Here is a 19706-nt window from a genome sequence, read left to right as displayed (position 1 = left end):
GCCTGAGCGCGTCGAGGCGCTGCTGACTCACCACCCGCGCGGGCAGCCAGTCAGCATCAGCACCGACTGTCAGTGCAACGCGCTGGCGCGATTCTTCGCCACATCCTCCGCTTTGACTTCGCCATTGCTTTGGCCGAAGCGACGCAGCACGAAGGTGCTGACAGCCGCCAGCTCGGCGTCGCTGTAGCTTCGGGCAAAATCAGGCATGCGCTGATCGACGCGGTCGGCCGTTGGGGTGTGACCCTCCAGCAATGTCGCGACCAGATTGCGCCCTTTTGGATCGTTGACGGTTTTCAGACCGGCCAACCCGCCTGCCGGCGACTGCCTCCCGCTGCCGTCGAGCTGGTGGCAGGCCACGCAGGTGTCGTTGAACAGCTTCTGCCCCAGGCCTTTTTGCAGGGCCGCATCGTTCATGACCATGGACGGCCGGGGAATGCCTTCGCTTCGCGCCGGCGTGCTCTTGAGGTACACCGCCATGGCTTTCAGGTCGGCGGGGTCGAGGTAGCGCAGACTGTGCTCGACCGCGTCACCCATCGGCCCGCCCGCGCCGCCGAAACCGGCAGCGTAGCCTTTGGACAGGTAGCTGACGATGGCCTCTTCAGGCCACGCGCCGATGCCGTATTTGGCGTCGGAACTGATGTTGTAGGCCTGCCAGTTGCCCAGCTCTGCACCGGCCAGGGAGTTGCCGGTGCTCATGGCCTGGAAGATATTGCGCGGGGTGTGGCACTCGCCGCAGTGGCCCGGGCCCTGAACCAGATACGCGCCGCGGTTCCATTCAGCGGACTGTTTGCTGTCCGGGACGAAGCGCTCGTTGGAGGCGAAGATCGCGTTCCAGAACATCATTCCCCAGCGCTGGTTGAACGGGAAGCCGATCTTGTTCTCGGGCGGCGCCTGCTTGACCGGCTCCAGGCTGAACAGATAGCCCTTGATCGCCAGAATGTCTTCGCGGGGCATCAACGTGTACGAGGTGTAAGGGAAGGCCGGGTAGTAATGCTTGCCATCCTTGCCGACGCCTTTTTGCAGGGCATCGACAAATTCGTCGTCGGTCCAGTTACCGATGCCGGTTTCCTTGTCCGGGGTGATGTTGGGCGAATACAGGCTGCCGAACGGCAACTTGAATTCCAGCCCGCCAGCGTATGGCTTGCCGCCCGGTACGACGTGGCAGGCCACGCAGTCAGCAGCACGGGTCAGGTACTCGCCCTTGCTCATGGGCGCGGTGTCGCTCGCGTAAACGGTGCTCGCCAGGCAGCCGGCCACGAGTCCGAGCGCAGTGTTGAAAACTTTCATGACGCGCTCCTCAAACAGTGAAATAGCCAAAGCGGCTCAACGGCAAACGACGTTCGCGCACACCGGTCGCGGCGTACACGGCATTGACCAGCGCCGCCGCAGCGGGCACCGCGCCAGTCTCGCCGACACCGCCAGGCGTCTCGACGCTGTCGACGATGTGCACTTCCACAGGCGGCGCATCGCTCATGCGGATCTGCCGGTATTCATGGAAGTTGGTCTGTTGCACCTGGCCTTTCTCAATGAGGATTTCGTTGAACAGCGCAGCTGACAGGCCGAACAGCGTGCCGCCTTCCATCTGCGAAGCAACGGACGTCGGGTTGTTGGCAAAACCGCAATCGATGACCGTCAACAGCCGCGTGATCCGCAAGCCTTTGTCGCCCTGTTTCTCCAGCTCGACGATGGTCGCGACGAAACTGCCGAACACCGCCGTCACCGCCACGCCACGACCGGCACCGGCAGGCAGTGGCTTGTCCCACTCCACCAGTTGCGCCGCCTTGGTCAGCACGGCCTGGGCGCGGGGTTGGGATTGCATTAGTGCCAGTCGGTACTTCACCGGATCGACCTTGGCGTTGTGTGCCAGCTCATCGATGAAGCACTCGATGGCATACGTGCTGCGCAGCGGACCGACGCCGCGCCACCAGGAAACCGGGATCACCTCCGGGTCGTGGCGGATGTAGCGCACTTGCAGGTTTGGCAGGGTGTAGATCGGGTCCTTGGCCACTTCAACGGCATCACCGTCGACGCCATCGGGCGGCAAGGATCCGATGTAGGCAGCCATCACCGAGGCCCCGGCGATGCGATGTTCCCAGCCGACCGGGCGCAGGTCTTTGTCGAGCGCGGCGTTGAGGCGGTCGACGTAGTGCGGACGATAACGGTCGTGGGTCATGTCCTCTTCGCGGCTCCAGATCAGCTTGATCGGGTAGCTCAACTGGCGAGCGATATCCACCGCCTGGAAGATGAAGTCGGACTCCAGACGACGGCCGAAACCGCCACCGATCAACTGGTTGTGGATGACCACTTTTTCGACCGGCATGCCGCAGACTTTCGCGGCGCCCATCTGCGCCAGCCCCGGCGCCTGGCAGCCCACCCACAGCTCGCACGCATCGGCGCGCACATGGGCCACGCAGGTCATCGGCTCAAGGGGCGAGTGCGAAAGAAAAGGTTGCTCGTAGATAGCTTCGAAGCGGCTGGAGGCGTTTTTCAGCGCGCCGGCGATGTCACCGGACTGGTGCGCGAACACGCCGTCACCCGCACTGGCATCAAACAGCGATTTGTCCAGCTGGGCCGAATCCAGGCTTGCATGAGGGCCCATGTCCCACTCGATGTCCAACGCTTTCAGCGCTTGCTGGCAGGACCAGAAGTTGCTCGCCGTGACTGCAACGGCATTGTCCAGGCGAACGATGTCGCGCACCCCGGCGATCTTGCGCGCGGCGTCTTCATTCTTCAGGCCGCGCAGCTTGCCGCCATGGACCGGGCAGGTGAGGGTGGACGCGATCAGCATCCCCGGCACTTGCAGGTCGATGGTGAATTTGGCCGTACCGTTGACCTTGTTGGGGGTGTCCAGTCGCTGCACCGGCTTGCCCAGCAGCTTGAATTCGCTGATCGGCTTGAGCGGGATGTCGGAGGGCAACGGGAGCGCTGCGGCGGCGTCAACCAGCTCGCCGTAACCGGCACTCAGGTTGTTGGGGCCAATGACCCGACCGTTCTCGGCATGGCACTGGCTCGGCGCGACTTTCCAGCGCATCGCGGCGGCCTGGATAAGCACGATGCGCGCGGCGGCGCCGGCCTTGCGCAATGGCTCCCAGCTGTAGCGTGTGGAGGTGGACCCGCCGGTGGCCTGGAAGCTCAGCAGGGCGTCGGTATACAGCGCGGCATTGGGCGGAGCCTCGGTAATGGTGATCTGGCTCAATGGTACTTCGAGCTCTTCGGCAACCATCATGGCGATGCCGGTCTGGACGCCCTGGCCCATTTCGATCTTCGGCGAAATCAGCGTGACGGCGCCGCTGTGATCGATGCGCACAAATGCGCCGTAGCCCTGCTCGGCGTTGGCGCCCAGGCTGGCGCCCTTGACTGCCTCGGCGGCAAAGCTGCGAGTGATTGTCCCCGGCAGGTAAGTGCCGATGACCAGACCGCCCAGCAGTGCGCCGCTCTTGAGCAACCCGCGACGCGAGAGCATCGCGGCAGATGAATGTGATTCGGACATGATGACTTCCTTCAGGCCTGACTGACGCTTTTGATGGCGGCGCGAATGCGGGTGTAAGTGGCGCAGCGGCAGAGGTTGCCCGACATGGCGTCGACGATCTGCTCGTCATTGGCTTTGGGGTGCTGCTGCAACAGCGCGACGGCGGACATGATCTGCCCCGACTGGCAGTAGCCGCATTGCACGACTTCATGCGCCAGCCAGGCCTGCTGTACGGCCTGACCCACCGGCTGCTCGCCGACCGCTTCAATGGTCGTGACCTTGCGCCCGGCCACTGCGCTGACCGGCAGCACGCATGAACGCACGGCCTGGCCATCCAGGTGGACGGTGCACACGCCACACTGAGCGATGCCGCAGCCGTACTTGGTGCCCGTCAGGCCCATCACGTCGCGCAGGACCCACAACAATGGCATGTCGTCAGCGACATCCAGGTCGTGCTCCTGGCCGTTAATCATCAATTTCTGCATCGCAACCTCAGAAGGTCATCACGGTTGACGCACTCCACCACGAGCAGTGTCGCGGAAGGGCATCAAGGCTTCGGTTTGTTTTGATAGCGCCGTGCCGATGGCCAGCGCTTTATAGGGGTCTGTTCGGGATCATGGGGTGGTCACGAGTCAGCGAAGCGGATGGTAGTACGTTCATCCGGCCTTTTGTTTAAATACGTTAAAAAATATTTCACGATTTCACGTTTATTTAATGCCTGTCACGCGGCTGCGCCGAAAGCAGGCAGGCCGATAGGGCGCCGCACCAAAATACGACTTGAAGTCCTACACCCACTCCCAAAAGTATGCTTCCTCCCAGTTCGGGTAATAATCTATTGCCAGAGTTGATGTAATCAAAATGCGCATCGATACCAGTGATGGGCTGTATCGATTTTAAGTATTTATCATCAACGCGGATCGCGAACAGAATGGGCCCCAGAAGCAAAACGACAAGCGCTTTGCTCACTGACTACTTAAGCAAACTTCTGGAGAACCACCATGAAAGTATTAGCCTTCGCCGCCCTGTCCCTTGTAAGTGTTTTTGCAGCCGCTGGCGAACTTCCCGCCGCACAACATGCGCCACTGACTCAGGTAGAGCAGTACAACCAGCACAAAGGCCTGGACATTGCCAAGGTCATCAGCACCAAGACTGCTCAGGACCCACAGAAAGTAGATGGTCCAGTGCAATCCACCATGGTTTATGTTGACCACGCTGGTGTGACCCACAGCCTTGACTACACCACCATGGGCTACGGTCGTCAAAATGGTTGATCGCCAGTGCCCTGGCGGCTTCAACTACAAACGCTACAAAAGAAACGCTGCATTGAATGCAGCGTTTTTTTTTGCCTGTTATTTGGTCGCGGAACAACTTCCCTTCGAGGTATTGCTGTTTAAGCTTTCGCGCCGGTTTATATTTTAAGTGCGCAGCAGGCGCCGACAATATTCGCGTTCAGGGCATCTGTTGGATGAAGTTGATGAACGCTTTCAACGGAGACGGCAAATAACGCCGCCCGGGGTAATAAAGAAACGGGCCGCTAAAGGTTTGCCACCATGGCTCGAGCACAGGCTCCAGCGTGCCGCTGTCCATGTACGGCCGCAGCCAGTCTTCAAACAGATACACCATGCCGAGCCCGTCGACAGCGGTTTGCACGGCCAGGTCGACGGCGCCGCCGATGCGCACGGTCAGCGGACCGCGAGGGTCGATGCGGACCTGTTCACCCTCACGCTCGTATTCCCACAATGGCACTGAACCGCTGGGAAATTTGCCGCGCACGCAACTGTGATCGAGCAGTTCGCGCGGGTGTTGCGGGCGGCCCCTGGCATTCAGATAGGCAGGCGATGCGGCCGTGGCGAAACGCTGGACGCGCGGGCCGATCGGCACGGCGATCATGTCCTGCTCGAGCCGATCATCGTAGCGGATGCCCGCGTCGCATCCTGCGGCAAGCATGTCGACGAAGCTTTCTTCGGTAATGACTTCCATGCGGATGTCGGGGTGCGCCTGCAGAAACGGCGTGATGATTGAGGGGAGGATCAGCCGCGCGGCGCTCACCGGGACGTTGAGCCGCAGCGTGCCCGAGGGGCGATCGCGGAAATCATTGACCACGTCCAGCGCCGCTTCGACCTCGCCAAGGGCCGGCACGATGCGCTCCATCAGTCGCGCGCCGGCCTCGGTGGGCACGACACTGCGCGTGGTGCGGTTGAGCAGACGCACGCCCATCCGCGATTCCATGCGGCGAACTGCGTCGCTGAGGCTTGACGGCGACTTGCCGCTCAAGCGCGCTCCTTCGCGAAAGCCGCCTGCGTTGACGACTGCCACAAAAGACAGCAAATCCTGAATGTCTGTTGCCATTGTCCGCTCACTCGTACAGCCCGTGCCGATTGCACCTGATTATCAGCGTAGCGGTCAACGCCTATAGTCGCTGCATCCACCCTTACAGCAACGATCAACGAGGCGTCACCCATGACTCAGGCGAGTAAAGCAGGGACTTTTTCCATCGGCGGCAGCACCGTCAATCGCATGGGCTATGGCGCCATGCAACTGGCCGGACCGGGGGTTTACGGGCCGCCCAAGGATCACGCTGGCGCCATTGCCGTACTGCGGGAAGCGGTGGCATCGGGCGTCAATCACATCGATACGTCCGATTTTTACGGCCCTCACGTCACCAACCGATTGATCCGTGAGGCGTTGCATCCTTATGCGGACGAGCTGTTGATCGTGACCAAGGTCGGCGCATCACGCGGGACAGATGCTTCATGGAATCCCGCCAACAGCCCGGCCGAACTGGTCAGCGCGGTGCATGACAACTTGCGCAATTTGGGCGTTGATGTGCTGCAGGTGGTCAATTACCGGTCCTGGGGCACCGGGCATTCGCCCGATGAGCTGTCGATCGAGGCGCAGTTCACGGCACTGGCCGAATTGCAGCAGCAGGGTCTGATCCATCACTTGGGCCTGAGCAACGTCAGCGCGAAGCAAATCGCCCAGGCGCAGAGCATTGCCGATGTCGTTTGCGTGCAGAATCATTACAACCTGGCGCATCGGGACGATGAGCACTTGATCGCCGAACTCGGCAAGCAGGGCATTGCCTACGTGCCGTTCTTTCCGCTGGGCGGCTTTACGCCGTTGCAATCACAAACCTTGTCGGATGTCGCTTTGCGCCTCGACTCCTCGCCGATGTGCGTGGCCCTCGCATGGTTGCTGCAGCGGGCGCCGAACCTGCTGCTGATCCCGGGCACGTCCTCGGTGGCGCACCTGCACGAAAACCTGAGCGCTGCCGAGCTGGTGATTCCACAGGAAATGCTCGCCGAACTCGACGGGCAAGGTGCTTGAGCGCGATTGCGCTGCGTTAGTGGGACCGGCTTTGGCCGGGAAGATGGCGGGCCCGACATTGCCACCGGATGCTACGCAGGTGCTCTGTAGGAGCCAGCTTGCTGGCGAAGGTGGTGTGTCAGTCGCCGGGTATGTCTCCTGGGAACCGCGTTCGCCAGCAAGCCGGCTCCTACAGTATCGGGTTGTGCCGACAACGCCGGTCCTACTGTTTATACGCGGTGCCTTGGTGGGACTGGCTTTAGCCAGGAAGATGGCGGGCCCGACCTTGCCACCGGATGCTACGCAGGTGCTCTGTAGGAGCCGGCTTGCTGGCGAAGGCGGCGTGTCAGTCAACGTGTATGTCTGCGAGGAAGCGCGTTCCCCAGCAAGCCGGCTCCTACAGTATCGGGTTGTGCCGACAACGGCGGTCCTACTGTTTATACGCGGTGACTTGGTGGGACTGGCTTTAGCCATGAAGATGGCGGGCCCGACATTGCCACCGGATGCTACGCAGGTGCTCTGCAGGAGCCGGCTTGCTGGCGAAGGTGGTGTGTCAGTCGCCGGGCATGTCTCCTGGGAACCGCGTTCGCCAGCAAGCCGGCTGCTACAGTATCGGGTTGTGCCGACAACGCCGGTCCTACTGTTTATACGCGGTGCCTTGGTGGGACTGGCTTTAGCCAGGAAGATGGCGGGCCCGACCTTGCCACCGGATGCTACGCAGGTGCTCTGTAGGAGCCGGCTTGCTGGCGAAGGCGGCGTGTCAGTCAACGTGTATGTCTGCGAGGAACCGCGTTCGCCAGCAAGGCGGCTGCTACAGTATCGGGTTGTGCCGACAACGCCGGTCCTACTGTTTATACGCGGTGCCTTGGTGGGACTGGCTTTAGCCAGGAAGATGGCGGGCCCGACCTTGCCACCGGATGCTACGCAGGTGCTCTGTAGGAGCCGGCTTGCTGGCGAAGGCGGCGTGTCAGTCAACGTGTATGTCTGCGAGGAACCGCGTTCGCCAGCAAGCCGGCTCTTACAGTATCGGGTTATGCCGACAATGCCCGGATTGGCCTTAGCCGGGGGAAAGGCCGGTACAGAGACGCACCGGCCGGTCGAGGTTAATCCAGGTCGGTGGCGTCGTGGCGTTCGGGGACTTGGGTGGCTTCATCGCCCCAGGTGCGGTTGACGCGCAAGCCGCGGATCACTGCCGGGCGTTGCGCAATGGTTTCGGCCCAGCGCTGCACATGGGTGTACTCGTGCGCCGCGAGAAACTGCGCAGCGCCGTAAACCGTGTTGCGCACCACTTGGCCGTACCAGGACCACACTGCGATGTCCGCAATGGTATAGCTGTCGCCCGCCAGGTAGGTGCTTTCGCCCAAACGTCGATCCAGCACATTGAGCTGACGCTTGGCCTCCATGGTGAAGCGGTCAATGGCGTATTGGATCTTCTCCGGGGCGTACACGTAGAAGTGCCCGAAGCCGCCGCCCAGATACGGCGCAGCACCCATTTGCCAGAACAGCCAGTTCAGCGTCTCGGTGCGGCCGGCCAGGTCCTTGGGTATGAATTCGCCGAACTTTTCCGCCAGGTACAGCAGGATCGAACCGGACTCGAACACGCGAATCCCCGGCTCGACGCTGCGGTCCAGCAATGCCGGGATCTTCGAATTGGGGTTGATGTCGACGAAGCCGCTGCCGAACTGATCACCCTCGCCGATGCGGATCAGCCAGGCGTCGTATTCGGCGCCGCTGTGACCCAGTGCGAGGAGTTCTTCGAGCAGAATCGTCACCTTGACGCCGTTGGGCGTGGCCAGTGAGTACAACTGCAACGGATGCTTGCCGACGGGCAGGGCTTTTTCATGCGTGGGCCCGGCAACAGGCCGGTTGATGCTGGCGAACTGGCCGCCCGAAGGCGCTTCGTGTTTCCACACGGTGGGCGGGACGTAAGGTGCCTTGCTCATTGACGCATCTCCTGAATGTAAATGCCTGCGTGAGGGGCGAGGGCGCTTGCCCCCGCGTAAGAGTTATGACCGCCCGGATGCCGAGGACAGAGGCGGTGTGCGCGGCGGGATCATTCGCTGGCTGCCGATCGCCTCGAACGCAGACGCGAAGCTCAGCAGTGCGGAGTCGTCGTACGCGCGGCCGGCGAAGGTCAGGCCGACCGGCATGCCGATGTCAGCCATCACGCCCATTGGCACGGTGACGGTCGGCACGCCAAGGTGGCGGATCGCAAGGTTGCCGTTGGCCACCCAGACGCCATTGCTCCAGGCAATGTCGGCAGAGGCCGGATTGACATCGGCGTCAGCCGGGGCCACATCAGCCACGGTCGGAAACAATACCGCATCAAGCCCCAGCGCTTGCATCCAGTCTTCCAGATCAATACGGCGAGTGTGTTCCAGCCCGCGAAGGCCGTCTGCCAGCGTCTCGATCTGATCCCACGCCGTGATGCCACGCTGGGCCATATTGACGTACTCGTCCATGCCTGCAGCCAGATCACCCTCGCGGTTGGGAAGGGTGCCTGGATCGTGCGGGAAAATCAGCGGTCCGTTGACGTCGGCCAGGCGGTTCAGTTTCGGGTCGCCATTGGCTTGCAGGAAATCATCAAAGGCCCAGGCGGTCAGGTCCCACAGTTCGTGATGCAGGAATTCTTTGGAGACAATGCCGCGGTTGTACACCGTCGGCGCGCCGGGACGATCACCCTCGCAGTTGGAGACCAGCGGGAAATCAACCTCGATGACTTCCGCACCCTGGGCTTGAAGCGCCTGGCGCGCCTGCTCCCACAGATCGATCACCGAAGCGCGGGTAACAATGCGCTGGCCGGTCGGGCCGCCGATGCCGGGCGCTTCAGCGGTGCCCGCGTCCGGGTCGGCATTGATGTACATGCGCGGCACGCCGAAGCGCTTGCCGGCCAATGTTTGCGGGCTGGCGGCAAGCGTCGCGTAGGAGGCCGGACGCACCGAGTCGACAGAGGGAATCGGCACCCATGGCTGGAGACGCCACAGGTCGCCGCGGGTGTCGGGGTCGGCGGCGACCACCACATCCAGCACCTCAAGCAGGTCGGCCATGGTGCGCGCGAACGGCACCACGACGTCCATGGTCGGCGTCAGCGGCCAGTTGCCGCGCACCGAAATCACCCCGCGCGACGGCGTGTAGGCGCACAGGCCATTGTTTGACGCAGGGCCACGTCCGCTCGACCAGGTTTCTTCGGCCAGCCCGAACGCCGCGAAGCTGGCTGCCGTCGCGGTACCGGCGCCGTTGGACGAACCGGAAGCGAAAGGCGCGGTGAGAAAGTCCGCGTTGTAAGGGCTTTCAGCGCGGCCATAGACCCCGCGCTGCATGCCGCCGTTGGCCATCGGCGGCATATTGGTCTTGCCCAGGCAGATCGCCCCGGCCGCCCGCAACCGTTCAACGGTAAAGGCGTCGCGATGCGCGACGAGCTCGGCAAATGCCGGGCTGCCCGATGCGGCGGTCAGACCTTTGACGAGGTAGCTGTCTTTGGCGGTGTAGGGGATGCCGTCGAGCGGCCCGAGGGTTTCGCCGCGGGCACGGCGGTCATCGGAGGCTTGGGCTTCGTCGAGGGCCTGCGGATTGCGGACCACCACGGCGTTGAGCGCGGTGGGTGTGTGGGCACCGTCGTAAGCGTCGATTCTGGCGAGGTAGGCGTGTACCAGTTCGACGGCGGTCGTCTGACGTGCTTCCAGGGCAGCGCGCAATTGCGCAATGGAGACTTCGGTGACTTCGATCATGGCAGGCTCAGGTCGGCAGCTGTTTGTGTGCGCTCATTATGCCCGCGGCCTGCCATCGCCGCGAGGGATGCGCAGCCCTGCAGTAACTTGAAGGCCGGAACCGGCAAGACCTGCCCGACACAGACTATGGCGAAAGGCTTACACGCTGCGGAGCAAACACGCCGTTTACAGCGCAACGCCACAAGCGCAACCTAGGATCCATCAACCGAGGCGCTGGATGTGCTTCGCAGGTCATGGATGATCTACCATTTGCCGGGACGGCTACTGACAGGATGTTGGAATGGTGTTGAAAGAAAAGAACCCGCTCAGGCGGGTTTTTTATTGCCCGCAGAATAGTGCCCCGGGCTCGGAGACTGTGATTAACTTCCGTGCATCTTTCCATGGCAGGGCCCGCAATGACGATTCCCCACGGCACCCATCGGCAAGTCATCGGAATGTGGCTGATGGCGGGGGTGGCGCTGACCTTCGCCAGTCATGACGCGATCTCCAAGACCCTGATCTTTTCGTTGCCGGTGATCTTCGTCGCCTGGGCTCGCTACCTCGTCCACTCCACACTGGTAACCACCGTGTTATTGCGCAGCGGTGGGGGAAAGGTCTTTCACACCCGGCGGCCGTGGTTGCACTTGCTGCGGGCGGTGGTCCTGCTGGCCGACAGCCTGACCTTCATGTTTGGCCTGACCCACGTGCCGATTGCCGAGTCCACTGCGCTGGTCTTTCTGGCCCCGGCCTTCGTGACGATCCTTTCGCCCTTGCTGTTTGGCATCAAGGCGGATCGCTGGCAATGGCTGTCGGTGTTGCTCGGCTTTGTCGGCGTGCTGGTGATCATCAATCCGGCCAGTGATGCGTTTTCGCTGTGGATGCTGTTTCCGCTGGCGACGGCGCTGTTCTTCGCGCTGTATCAACTGTTGACGCAGTTGGCAGGGGAGACCGACAGCCCTTCGGTGTGCAGCTTCTACGTCGGCGTGTTTTGCACCCTGATTCTCAGCGCGATCGTGCCTTTCTACTGGGCTGACCCCGACTGGAAGCAACTGGGCCTGCTGTTGGTGCTCGGCGGTCTGGGACTGTGCGCGCATTTTCTGATGGCCAAGTCCTACCGTTACGCGTCCTCGTCCGTGCTTGCGCCGCTGGGCTACCTGCAAATCATTTTCGCCGTGGCGTACGGCATTCTGCTGTTTGGCAACTTCCCGGGGCTGGCATCGATGTTCGGCATCGCGCTGATCTTTCTCAGCGGCCTGCTGGTGTATGCCAAACGCCAGCCGCCGGCGCCCGCTACCCCAGGCTGATTGCCGAACCCGGGAAAAGACTCAGGCGTTCGGGTTGCCGGGCCGGGTGAAGGAAAAGCGGTCGATATCGCCCCGCAATTGCCAGCCCAGGTTCTGCCAATAGGTCGCGGCGGCGTGGTTGGTTTTGAGCACGTCAATGTGGCTTTTGTGAATGCCCAGCGCCTCCAGCGCCAGCAGGCAACGCTCGACCAGCGCCTGGCCGATGCCCTGTCGTCGATACGCCGGCAACACCAGCAAGTGCTGCAGATACCCGCGTCGACCGTCATGGCCCGACATCACGCAGCCGCAAATGCCCGCGTCATCCTCGGCGACAAAACTCAAACCGGGGTTGCGCAACAGATACCGTTCCGTCGATGCCCGCGAGTCGGCGTCGCGCAACGAAATACCCGGAGTAGCGCGCATGAGCCCGACGACTGCGTCGTAATCGTCCAGTGTCATAGTGCGGAGGGTGAGCATCGTGGTTGCCTGAAGAAGAGAGGTGCAGAAGCCTAGCAGCGTGCGGTTAGCGCCGCCATGAGGGGGAACACATATCCGTAGGAGCCGGCTTGCTGGCGAACGCGGTGTATCAGGCAATGGCGGTGGCGCTGCCGGATCGCGTTCGCGGGCAAGCGCGCTCCTACATTTGTTTGGGTCATCGCCCAATTCCGCGTTCGGCACCACGTCTTTAGCCGGCTTGCTGGCGAACGCGGTGTATCAGGCAATGGCGATGGCGCTGCCGGATCGCGTTCGCGGGCAAGCGCGCTCCTACAGTGGGTTGGGGTCATCGCCTAATTTCGCATTCGGCACCACGTCTGTAGGAGCCGGCTTGCTGGCGAACGCGGTCGGTCAGAAACGTAGATGTCAGGCGATACAGCTCCTTCGCCAGCAAGCCGGATCCTACGGAAGATCTCCGGTGCAGACACGTGGCGCCAGGGCTGAAGCCCAAAGTCGACAAGAGTGCGCCCCTCATCTGATCCGTATTTATACGCTTTAGCTGGGTCTGTACTGAAACAGCCTGAACCCTGAAGATCCTCCCAACCCCGGCCGATAGAGCGAGCCCGACCGGAGGGTGTCGCACCGGCTCGCCTCACTCTGTATCGCACGCTTTGCGTAGGAGATTTCATGGCCAAGCTCGCCATCTTTTTGTTCGGATTTCTCGCCCTGACCCTGATGATCGGTGCGCTGGCCACCATCTCGCCCGTCTGAACAGCCCCATGCCCGCCACACTCCCGCAAACGGCAGATTGAAATCTGCTGTTTTCGTTTGCCTCCCTCCTACGCAAGCCTCCCATTCGCCATTCGCCATTCGCCATTCGTCCGCAGATCCAGGCGCACTCCCTTGACGGTTTTTTGTAACGGGACAATACTCGGCGCAGATTCATATAGATGACTACATAACTACAACAGCGAAGCGCCTCCATGAACCGACTCTCCAGTGATGTTCGCCTGCCGCTCTATCAACGTCTGCGTGACCAACTCGCCGAACAGATCGCCAACAATCGATGGCGGCCGGGCGAAGCCATTCCTACCGAAGCGGCGCTGTCGAGCGAGTATTGCCTGTCGACCGGTACGGTGCGCAAAGCCGTGGACATGCTGGTCAGTGAAAACATTTTGGAGCGCCAACAGGGCCGGGGCACCTTCATCAGGCGGCCGCAGTTTCAGTCTTCGCTGTTCCGGTTTTTCCGTTTTCAAAGCGTCTCCGGCGAGCGCCAAGTGCCAGAGAGCCGCATCCTCTCCATCGAAGCGGTCAGCGCGCCGTCTGCGGTTTCCCATGCCCTGGGCCTGCCGCTGGAGGCATCGGTCATTCGCCTGATCCGAGTGCGTCTACTCGACGCTCAGCCGGTGCTTGCCGAAGAAATATGGCTGCCGCAAGTGCAGTTTCAGACGCTGCTGGAAGTCGACCTGAGCCGCCAGGGCCCGCTGCTCTATCCGATTTACGAAGAGCTCTGCGGACAAGTGGTTGCCTATGCCGAAGAAACCCTTACCGCCGAAGCCATCAGCGAGGTACACGCCCGTTTGCTGCAGGTGCCGGTCAACAGCCCTGTGGTGGTGATTGAGCGCCTGGCGCGCAATTACGCCGGGCAACCGCTGGAATGGCGCCGCTCGCGTGGGCATGCCAGCCACTTCCGTTACAGCGTGGACATCCGCTGAGCAGCGGACCCTGCTCACCGACATCAGCGCTCAAGCCCGTCATCAAGAACGGGCTCTGCACCCCTGCCGCTTCACACTCATAAGGACAAAAAAGCATGTTCAATTGGTATCGCCAAGTCACTCCGCGTGAACGCAAGACGTTCTGGGCCTGCTTCGGCGGGTGGTCGCTCGACGCCCTCGAAGTGCAGATGTTCGGCCTGGCCATTCCGGCGCTTATCGCCGCGTTCGCCTTGAGCAAAGGCGACGCCGGGCTGATCAGTGGCGTGACGCTGGTCACTTCGGCCCTCGGCGGCTGGGTCGGCGGCACGCTGTCGGACCGCTACGGCCGGGTGCGCACGCTGCAGTGGATGATCCTGTGGTTCTCGTTTTTCACCTTCCTTTCGGCGTTCGTGACCGGCTTCAGCTCGCTGTTGATCGTCAAGGCGTTGCAGGGTTTCGGCATTGGCGGAGAGTGGGCGGCAGGGGCGGTGCTGATGGCCGAAACCATCAATCCCAAATACCGCGGCAAGGTCATGGGCACCGTGCAAAGCGCGTGGGCGGTGGGCTGGGGGCTGGCAGTGGGTGTGTTCACCCTGATCTATTCGTTCGTGCCTCAGGACATCGCCTGGCGGGTGATGTTTCTGGTCGGCCTGCTGCCGTCGCTGCTGATTATCTGGGTGCGCCGCAATGTCGAGGAGCCGGACAGCTTCCAGCGCCTGCAAAAAGAAAACGCCATCCCGCAGAGTTTCTTCAAGTCCCTGGCCGGTATCTTCCGCCCGGAGCTGATCCGCGTGACGCTGCTCGGCGGTTTGCTGGGGCTCGGTGCTCACGGCGGTTATCACGCCGTCATGACCTGGCTGCCGACATTCCTTAAAACCGAGCGCAACCTGTCAGTGCTCAACTCCGGCGGCTACCTGGCGGTGATCATCGTCGCGTTCTGGTGCGGCTGCGTGGCCAGCGGCTTTTTGATTGACCGCATCGGCCGACGTCTGAACATCGTGCTGTTTGCCCTGTGCTGCGTGGTGACCGTGCAGTGCTACGTGTTCCTGCCGCTGACCAATACGCAAATGCTGTTCCTCGGCTTCCCGCTGGGGTTCTTTGCGGCAGGCATTCCGGCCAGCCTCGGTGCGCTGTTCAATGAGCTTTACCCCGCCGATGTGCGTGGCGCAGGGGTGGGCTTTTGCTACAACTTCGGCCGGGTGCTGTCTTCGGTGTTTCCGTTTCTGGTGGGCCACATGAGCGAATCGATGTCGCTGGGTTCGGCCATCGGCATCGATGCCGGGATCGCCTACGGCGTGGCCGTGATCGCCGCCCTGTGCCTGCCGGAAACCCGCGGCCGCAGCCTGGAGGGCAGCGCCTCTTCCACTCCTGCGACAGACCCGCGCAGCGAAACGGCCCGCGCCTGATTCTTCCCGCTCGCGCGACGCCCTGTGCGTCGCGCATCTTCAGACAGATGAGATCAATGTCCGACATTTTTTCCACGCCCCTCGCGCCCATTCTTGGCATTGACGGCCATGCACACGTATTCAGCAGGGAGCTGGACCTGACATCGGCGCGACGCTACACACCGGGTTACGACGCCACGCTGGCGATGTACCTGGAACAACTTCAGCAGCACGGTCTGAGCCATGGCGTACTCGTGCAGCCAAGCTTTCTCGGCACCGACAATCGCTATCTGCTCGATGCGCTGCGGCAGGCGCCGGGGCAGTTGCGCGGGGTGGTGGTGGTCGAGCCCGACATCAGCCGCGCCGCGCTGGAGGAGATGGACCGGTTGGGCGTTGTCGGTGTGCGGTTGAACCTGATGGGCAAGGCGCTGCCGGATTTTGCCGAGCCGCACTGGCAGGGGTTTTTCGCGCACCTTGCCGCGCTGGACTGGCATGTTGAAGTCCATCGCCATGTCGCCGACATGCCGGCGCTGCTGTCGGGATTGATGTCTTTCGGCGTCAGGATCGTCATCGACCATTTTGGCCGACCGGATGCCCGCTCCGGCCTCGGTCAGCCAGGCTTTCGCGAGATGCTGGAGCTGGGCCGCAGCGGTCAACTGTGGATGAAAGTCTCCGGCGTTTATCGTCTGGGAGGCAGCGCGCAGGAAAACCTCGCTTTCGCCCGCGCCGCGCTGCCGTTGTTGCTGGATACCTTTGGCCAGCAGCGTCTGGTCTGGGGCAGCGACTGGCCGCACACACAGCATGAAGAACAGATCAGTTACGCCTCCGTAGTCGAGCAGATGCGCGCACTGGAGTGCTCGCCACAGCTCATGCGCTCATTACTCATCGGCGCGCCGCAGGTGCTGTTTGATTTTGCCCCGGTCGAAGCCTGATACCGCTGGGCTGCCGAAACCCGGGCCGGTCCGGGCAACGTCAGCCTGCGCAGCCCGGCTCATGGGCGGCTGATGGAGGGCCGGTCAGGCGCGTCGCCTGGGCTCTGAATGTTGATGCGTCGGGCCTTCGCCCCCTGCGGCTCCACACGCAGCAGGAAAATCATCAGCAAACCGTTTTTGAAGGTCGCGCCTTGCACCTCGATGTGGTCAGCCAGATGGAACACCAGTCTGAAAGGCCCGTGCGCAATGCCCTGATGCAGGTAGGTCACGCCACCGTCGGTGTGTGCCTCGCCGCCGCACACCGTCAGCACGTCTCTTTCAAGTGTCAGGTCCAGGTCGGCGGCGGCCAGGCCTGCCGTCGCGATCACGATCCGGTAATGATCGTTGCCATAGCGCTCGACGTTGTGAGGGGGGCCGCTGGCGTTTACCTCGCTGTGCAGCGCAGATTCGAAAAAGTCATTGAAGCGATCGAAGCCCACTGATTGCCGGAACAGCGGAGCCAGTGAAGCGGTGGTGGCCATGCCTGAATCTCCTGGAGATTGCCACGGTGGTCGAGAAGGCAATCGAGGCCGACTCTGCATTTAGAGTTAGGCTCAAGCGCCGCAAAATACAAGCACCGGCGTTAAATACTCCCCTGACAGAAGCGCTCTATCGTCCCCCAAGCATTTGCCTATTAGACGGCTGGCCCGAGTCGGCTAGTCTTGTGCGGGTGCTAGTCCGGGCCGTTTCGCTTACGGCCAAATAAAAAAGAAGGTGAGTAGACCATGTCGACCGAATCGAAATGCCCGTTCAACCACGCAGCCGGGGGCGGCACGACCAACCGTGATTGGTGGCCGAACCAGCTGAATCTCAAGATTCTGCATCAGCACTCGCCGCTGACTGACCCGATGGGCGAGGCATTTGATTACCCCAGCGCCTTCAAAAGCCTGGACTACGAAGCCGTAAAACGCGACCTGCTGGAAGTGATGACTCAGTCCCAGGACTGGTGGCCGGCCGACTTCGGGCACTATGGCCCGCTGTTCGTGCGCATGGCCTGGCACAGCGCCGGCACCTACCGCACCGGCGACGGTCGAGGCGGTGCAGGGGCAGGGCAGCAGCGATTCGCGCCGCTTAACAGCTGGCCGGACAACGTCAACCTGGACAAGGCCCGGCGACTGATCTGGCCGGTCAAACAGAAATACGGCAGCCAGATCTCCTGGGCCGACCTGATCGTGCTCACGGGCAACGTGGCGCTGGAATCCATGGGCTTCAAAACCTTTGGCTTCTCGGGCGGCCGTGCCGATGTCTGGGAGCCGGACGAGGACGTGTACTGGGGCGCCGAAACCACCTGGCTTGGCGGTGAGGATCGCTACGGCGCGCACAAAGACATGCAGCAGCCCGGTGAGGGCACGCTGGTCGCCGAACCCGAGCATCACAGCGAAGAGCAGACCCGTACCGCCAACGGCGAACGCAACCTCGAAAACCCTCTCGCCGCCGTGCAGATGGGCCTGATTTACGTCAACCCCGAAGGCCCGGAAGGTGTGCCGGATCCGGCCGCATCGGCGCGTGACATTCGCGAAACGTTTGGCCGCATGGCCATGAACGATGAGGAAACCGTCGCCCTGATTGCCGGCGGTCATGCGTTCGGCAAGACCCACGGTGCAGGGCCTGCCGACAACGTCGGTGCGGAACCGGAAGCGGCGGGTCTGGCGGAGCAAGGCCTTGGCTGGCGCAGCAGCTACGGCTCCGGCAAGGGTGGCGATACCATCACCAGCGGCCTGGAAGTGACCTGGACCTCGACGCCGACCCGCTGGAGCAACGAGTACCTGGAAAACCTGTTTGGCTTCGAGTGGGAGCTGACGAAGAGTCCGGCCGGGGCGCATCAGTGGAGACCTAAAAACGGCGCTGGGGCAGGCAAGATTCCCCATGCTCACGACCCGGCCAAACGCCAGGAACCGCGCATGCTGACTTCTGATCTGGCGCTGCGCGTGGACCCGGCTTATGAGCAGATATCCCGACGCTTCCTGGAGAACCCGGATCAGTTGGCGGATGCATTCGCGCGCGCCTGGTTCAAGTTGACTCACCGTGACATGGGACCGCTGGCCCGTTACCTCGGCCCGGAAATGCCTGCCGAAGAGCTGCTCTGGCAAGACCCGATTCCCGAGGTCAATCACCCGCTGGTGGATGCCAGTGACGTGGCGGCGCTGAAGGAAAAAATTCTTGCTTCCGGTTTGTCGGTGTCGCAACTGGTCTCCACGGCCTGGGCAGCCGCTTCGACCTTCCGCGGTTCCGACAAGCGCGGCGGCGCCAATGGCGGTCGTCTGCGTCTGGCCCCGCAGAAGGACTGGGCGGTCAACCAGCCGGCGAATCTGGCGATTGTGCTGGAAGCGCTGGAGCGGATTCGCAGCGAGTTCAATACCGCACAGTCAGGGGGCAAGCAGATTTCACTGGCTGACCTGATCGTGCTTGGCGGCAGCGCGGGTGTCGAACAGGCCGCGAAAAACGCTGGCCACACCGTCAGCGTGCCGTTTACCCCGGGACGCATGGACGCTTCGCAGGAGCAGACCGATGTCGAGTCGTTCAGCTTCCTTGAGCCCATCGCCGATGGCTTCCGCAACTACCTCAAGGGTCACTATCGGGTTTCGGCCGAGAAGCTGCTGGTCGACAAGGCGCAATTGCTGACCCTGACGGCGCCGCAGATGACCGTGCTGTTGGGCGGCCTGCGGGTTCTGGACATCAACGCCGGGCACAGCCGTCATGGGGTGCTGACCGACAAACCGGGTGCGCTGAGCAACGACTTCTTCAAGAACCTGCTGGACATGGGCGTCGAATGGAAGGGCGTTTCGGGTGGCGATCAACTGTTCGAAGCTCGCGACCGCAGCACCGGCGAAGTCAAATGGACCGGCACCCGGGTCGATCTGGTGTTCAGCTCACACGCTCAACTGCGCGCGGTGTCCGAGGTGTACGCCAGTGCGGACGGGCAGCAAAAGTTCGTCGAGGATTTCGTGGCCGCCTGGACGAAAGTGATGAACCTGGACCGCTTCGACTTGGCTTGATATCAGGTTTATCCGCGGTTGAGGGCTTCATAGCCGAGGCCTCCTAAACGGAGGCGGGGTTCATCGCGTGATAATCAACGCCTCCGCAATGGAGGCGTTGTTTTGTTCGCTGAAGATGGATGCTGCCGAGACCGGCTGTAGGAGCCGGCTTGCTGGCGAACGCGGTGGGTCAGCGCCGCAAGTGCCGACTAACGAAATCGGTTCGCCAGCAAGCCGGCTCCTACAGGTTTAAACATGTGAGACCTGAACCCCTTCGCCCTGGCTTGAGGTCAGCTCTTAACGGCGTTCAACACGTTATAACCAACGCCTCGTAAACGGCGGGGGTTCAGCGCGGCATAACCAACGCCTCCGCAACGGAGGCGTTGTTTTGTGCGCTGATGATGGATGCTGCCGAGACCGACTGTAGGAGCCGGCTTGCTGGCGAATGCGGTGGGTCAGCGCCGCAAGTGCCGACTAACGA

General features: G+C 62.1%; 15 protein-coding genes. 7 read left to right on the top strand and 8 right to left on the bottom strand.

What is annotated here, in order from left to right:
• Positions 1–69 precede the first annotated feature (69 nt).
• From LT42_RS07660 to LT42_RS07650, 3 genes are read right to left on the bottom strand one after another with little or no spacing between them, the layout of a single operon-like run.
• Positions 70–1287, bottom strand: a complete 1218-nt coding sequence (locus LT42_RS07660; protein WP_037011279.1) for a cytochrome c — start codon at positions 1285–1287, stop codon at positions 70–72.
• 10 nt (positions 1288–1297) lie between these two features.
• Positions 1298–3490, bottom strand: a complete 2193-nt coding sequence (locus LT42_RS07655; protein WP_037011277.1) for a xanthine dehydrogenase family protein molybdopterin-binding subunit — start codon at positions 3488–3490, stop codon at positions 1298–1300.
• 11 nt (positions 3491–3501) lie between these two features.
• Positions 3502–3954 carry a (2Fe-2S)-binding protein gene (locus tag LT42_RS07650; protein ID WP_037011275.1) on the bottom strand — a complete coding sequence of 151 codons (453 nt, stop codon included), beginning with the start codon at positions 3952–3954 and terminating at the stop codon, positions 3502–3504.
• A 513-nt stretch (positions 3955–4467) separates the two neighbouring features.
• Between LT42_RS07650 and LT42_RS07645 the strand changes: the two genes are divergently transcribed.
• The gene (locus tag LT42_RS07645) at positions 4468–4740 is read left to right on the top strand and encodes a DUF2790 domain-containing protein (protein WP_037011274.1); all 273 of its coding nucleotides are present in this window, start codon (positions 4468–4470) and stop codon (positions 4738–4740) included.
• Between the two features lie 178 nt (positions 4741–4918).
• On the opposite strand, the gene LT42_RS07640 is transcribed toward LT42_RS07645, so the two are convergent.
• The gene (locus tag LT42_RS07640) at positions 4919–5818 is read right to left on the bottom strand and encodes a LysR family transcriptional regulator (RefSeq protein ID WP_037011272.1); all 900 of its coding nucleotides are present in this window, start codon (positions 5816–5818) and stop codon (positions 4919–4921) included.
• Positions 5819–5929: 111 nt separating this feature from the next.
• Here LT42_RS07640 and LT42_RS07635 point away from each other — a divergent pair, with 111 nt between their 5' ends.
• Entirely contained in the window at positions 5930–6796 is an 867-nt protein-coding gene (locus LT42_RS07635) for an aldo/keto reductase family oxidoreductase (protein ID WP_037011271.1), read from the top strand.
• Positions 6797–7878: 1082 nt separating this feature from the next.
• On the opposite strand, the gene yghU is transcribed toward LT42_RS07635, so the two are convergent.
• Complete coding sequence (gene yghU, locus LT42_RS07630; protein ID WP_037011269.1) at positions 7879–8718, bottom strand: glutathione-dependent disulfide-bond oxidoreductase; 840 nt, start codon at positions 8716–8718, stop codon at positions 7879–7881.
• A 63-nt stretch (positions 8719–8781) separates the two neighbouring features.
• Positions 8782–10503, bottom strand: a complete 1722-nt coding sequence (locus LT42_RS07625) for an amidase (protein WP_037011266.1) — start codon at positions 10501–10503, stop codon at positions 8782–8784.
• Positions 10504–10898: 395 nt separating this feature from the next.
• Between LT42_RS07625 and LT42_RS07620 the strand changes: the two genes are divergently transcribed.
• Positions 10899–11786: a DMT family transporter gene (locus LT42_RS07620; protein ID WP_052075175.1), complete on the top strand. Its 888-nt coding sequence runs from the start codon at positions 10899–10901 to the stop codon at positions 11784–11786.
• Positions 11787–11807: 21 nt separating this feature from the next.
• Here LT42_RS07620 and LT42_RS07615 read toward each other — a convergent pair whose 3' ends face one another.
• A complete protein-coding gene (locus LT42_RS07615; RefSeq protein ID WP_037011261.1) occupies positions 11808–12242 on the bottom strand; it encodes a GNAT family N-acetyltransferase in 435 nt (144 codons plus the stop codon).
• 941 nt (positions 12243–13183) lie between these two features.
• On the opposite strand from LT42_RS07615, the gene LT42_RS07610 reads away from it, so the two are divergent.
• The 3 genes from LT42_RS07610 to LT42_RS07600 all read left to right on the top strand — a co-directional run bounded on the left by LT42_RS07610 (position 13184) and on the right by LT42_RS07600 (position 16211).
• A complete protein-coding gene (locus tag LT42_RS07610) occupies positions 13184–13915 on the top strand; it encodes a GntR family transcriptional regulator (RefSeq protein ID WP_037011260.1) in 732 nt (243 codons plus the stop codon).
• A gap of 95 nt (positions 13916–14010) precedes the next feature.
• Entirely contained in the window at positions 14011–15300 is a 1290-nt protein-coding gene (locus LT42_RS07605) for an MFS transporter (protein ID WP_037011259.1), read from the top strand.
• Positions 15301–15356: 56 nt separating this feature from the next.
• Entirely contained in the window at positions 15357–16211 is an 855-nt protein-coding gene (locus LT42_RS07600; protein WP_037011258.1) for an amidohydrolase family protein, read from the top strand.
• Positions 16212–16270: 59 nt separating this feature from the next.
• Here LT42_RS07600 and LT42_RS07595 read toward each other — a convergent pair whose 3' ends face one another.
• Entirely contained in the window at positions 16271–16732 is a 462-nt protein-coding gene (locus tag LT42_RS07595) for an Hsp20 family protein (RefSeq protein WP_037011256.1), read from the bottom strand.
• 243 nt (positions 16733–16975) lie between these two features.
• On the opposite strand from LT42_RS07595, the gene katG reads away from it, so the two are divergent.
• Positions 16976–19246: a catalase/peroxidase HPI gene (gene katG / locus LT42_RS07590; protein WP_037011253.1), complete on the top strand. Its 2271-nt coding sequence runs from the start codon at positions 16976–16978 to the stop codon at positions 19244–19246.
• Positions 19247–19706 lie beyond the last annotated feature (460 nt).

It is taken from the genome of Pseudomonas lutea, from assembly GCF_000759445.1.
Classification (GTDB): Bacteria; Pseudomonadota; Gammaproteobacteria; order Pseudomonadales; family Pseudomonadaceae; genus Aquipseudomonas; species Aquipseudomonas lutea.
The sequence above is the reverse complement of the archived record's forward strand: the minus strand, read 5'-3'. Positions and strand labels throughout refer to the sequence as shown.

Coding starts and splice junctions, on each gene's coding strand:
- LT42_RS07660 (WP_037011279.1), bottom strand. CDS start 1,287: ATGAAAGTTTTCAACACTGCGCTCGGACTCGTGGCCGGCTGCCTGGCG.
- LT42_RS07655 (WP_037011277.1), bottom strand. CDS start 3,490: ATGTCCGAATCACATTCATCTGCCGCGATGCTCTCGCGTCGCGGGTTG.
- LT42_RS07650 (WP_037011275.1), bottom strand. CDS start 3,954: ATGCAGAAATTGATGATTAACGGCCAGGAGCACGACCTGGATGTCGCT.
- LT42_RS07645 (WP_037011274.1), top strand. CDS start 4,468: ATGAAAGTATTAGCCTTCGCCGCCCTGTCCCTTGTAAGTGTTTTTGCA.
- LT42_RS07640 (WP_037011272.1), bottom strand. CDS start 5,818: ATGGCAACAGACATTCAGGATTTGCTGTCTTTTGTGGCAGTCGTCAAC.
- LT42_RS07635 (WP_037011271.1), top strand. CDS start 5,930: ATGACTCAGGCGAGTAAAGCAGGGACTTTTTCCATCGGCGGCAGCACC.
- yghU (WP_037011269.1), bottom strand. CDS start 8,718: ATGAGCAAGGCACCTTACGTCCCGCCCACCGTGTGGAAACACGAAGCG.
- LT42_RS07625 (WP_037011266.1), bottom strand. CDS start 10,503: ATGATCGAAGTCACCGAAGTCTCCATTGCGCAATTGCGCGCTGCCCTG.
- LT42_RS07620 (WP_052075175.1), top strand. CDS start 10,899: ATGACGATTCCCCACGGCACCCATCGGCAAGTCATCGGAATGTGGCTG.
- LT42_RS07615 (WP_037011261.1), bottom strand. CDS start 12,242: ATGCTCACCCTCCGCACTATGACACTGGACGATTACGACGCAGTCGTC.
- LT42_RS07610 (WP_037011260.1), top strand. CDS start 13,184: ATGAACCGACTCTCCAGTGATGTTCGCCTGCCGCTCTATCAACGTCTG.
- LT42_RS07605 (WP_037011259.1), top strand. CDS start 14,011: ATGTTCAATTGGTATCGCCAAGTCACTCCGCGTGAACGCAAGACGTTC.
- LT42_RS07600 (WP_037011258.1), top strand. CDS start 15,357: ATGTCCGACATTTTTTCCACGCCCCTCGCGCCCATTCTTGGCATTGAC.
- LT42_RS07595 (WP_037011256.1), bottom strand. CDS start 16,732: ATGGCCACCACCGCTTCACTGGCTCCGCTGTTCCGGCAATCAGTGGGC.
- katG (WP_037011253.1), top strand. CDS start 16,976: ATGTCGACCGAATCGAAATGCCCGTTCAACCACGCAGCCGGGGGCGGC.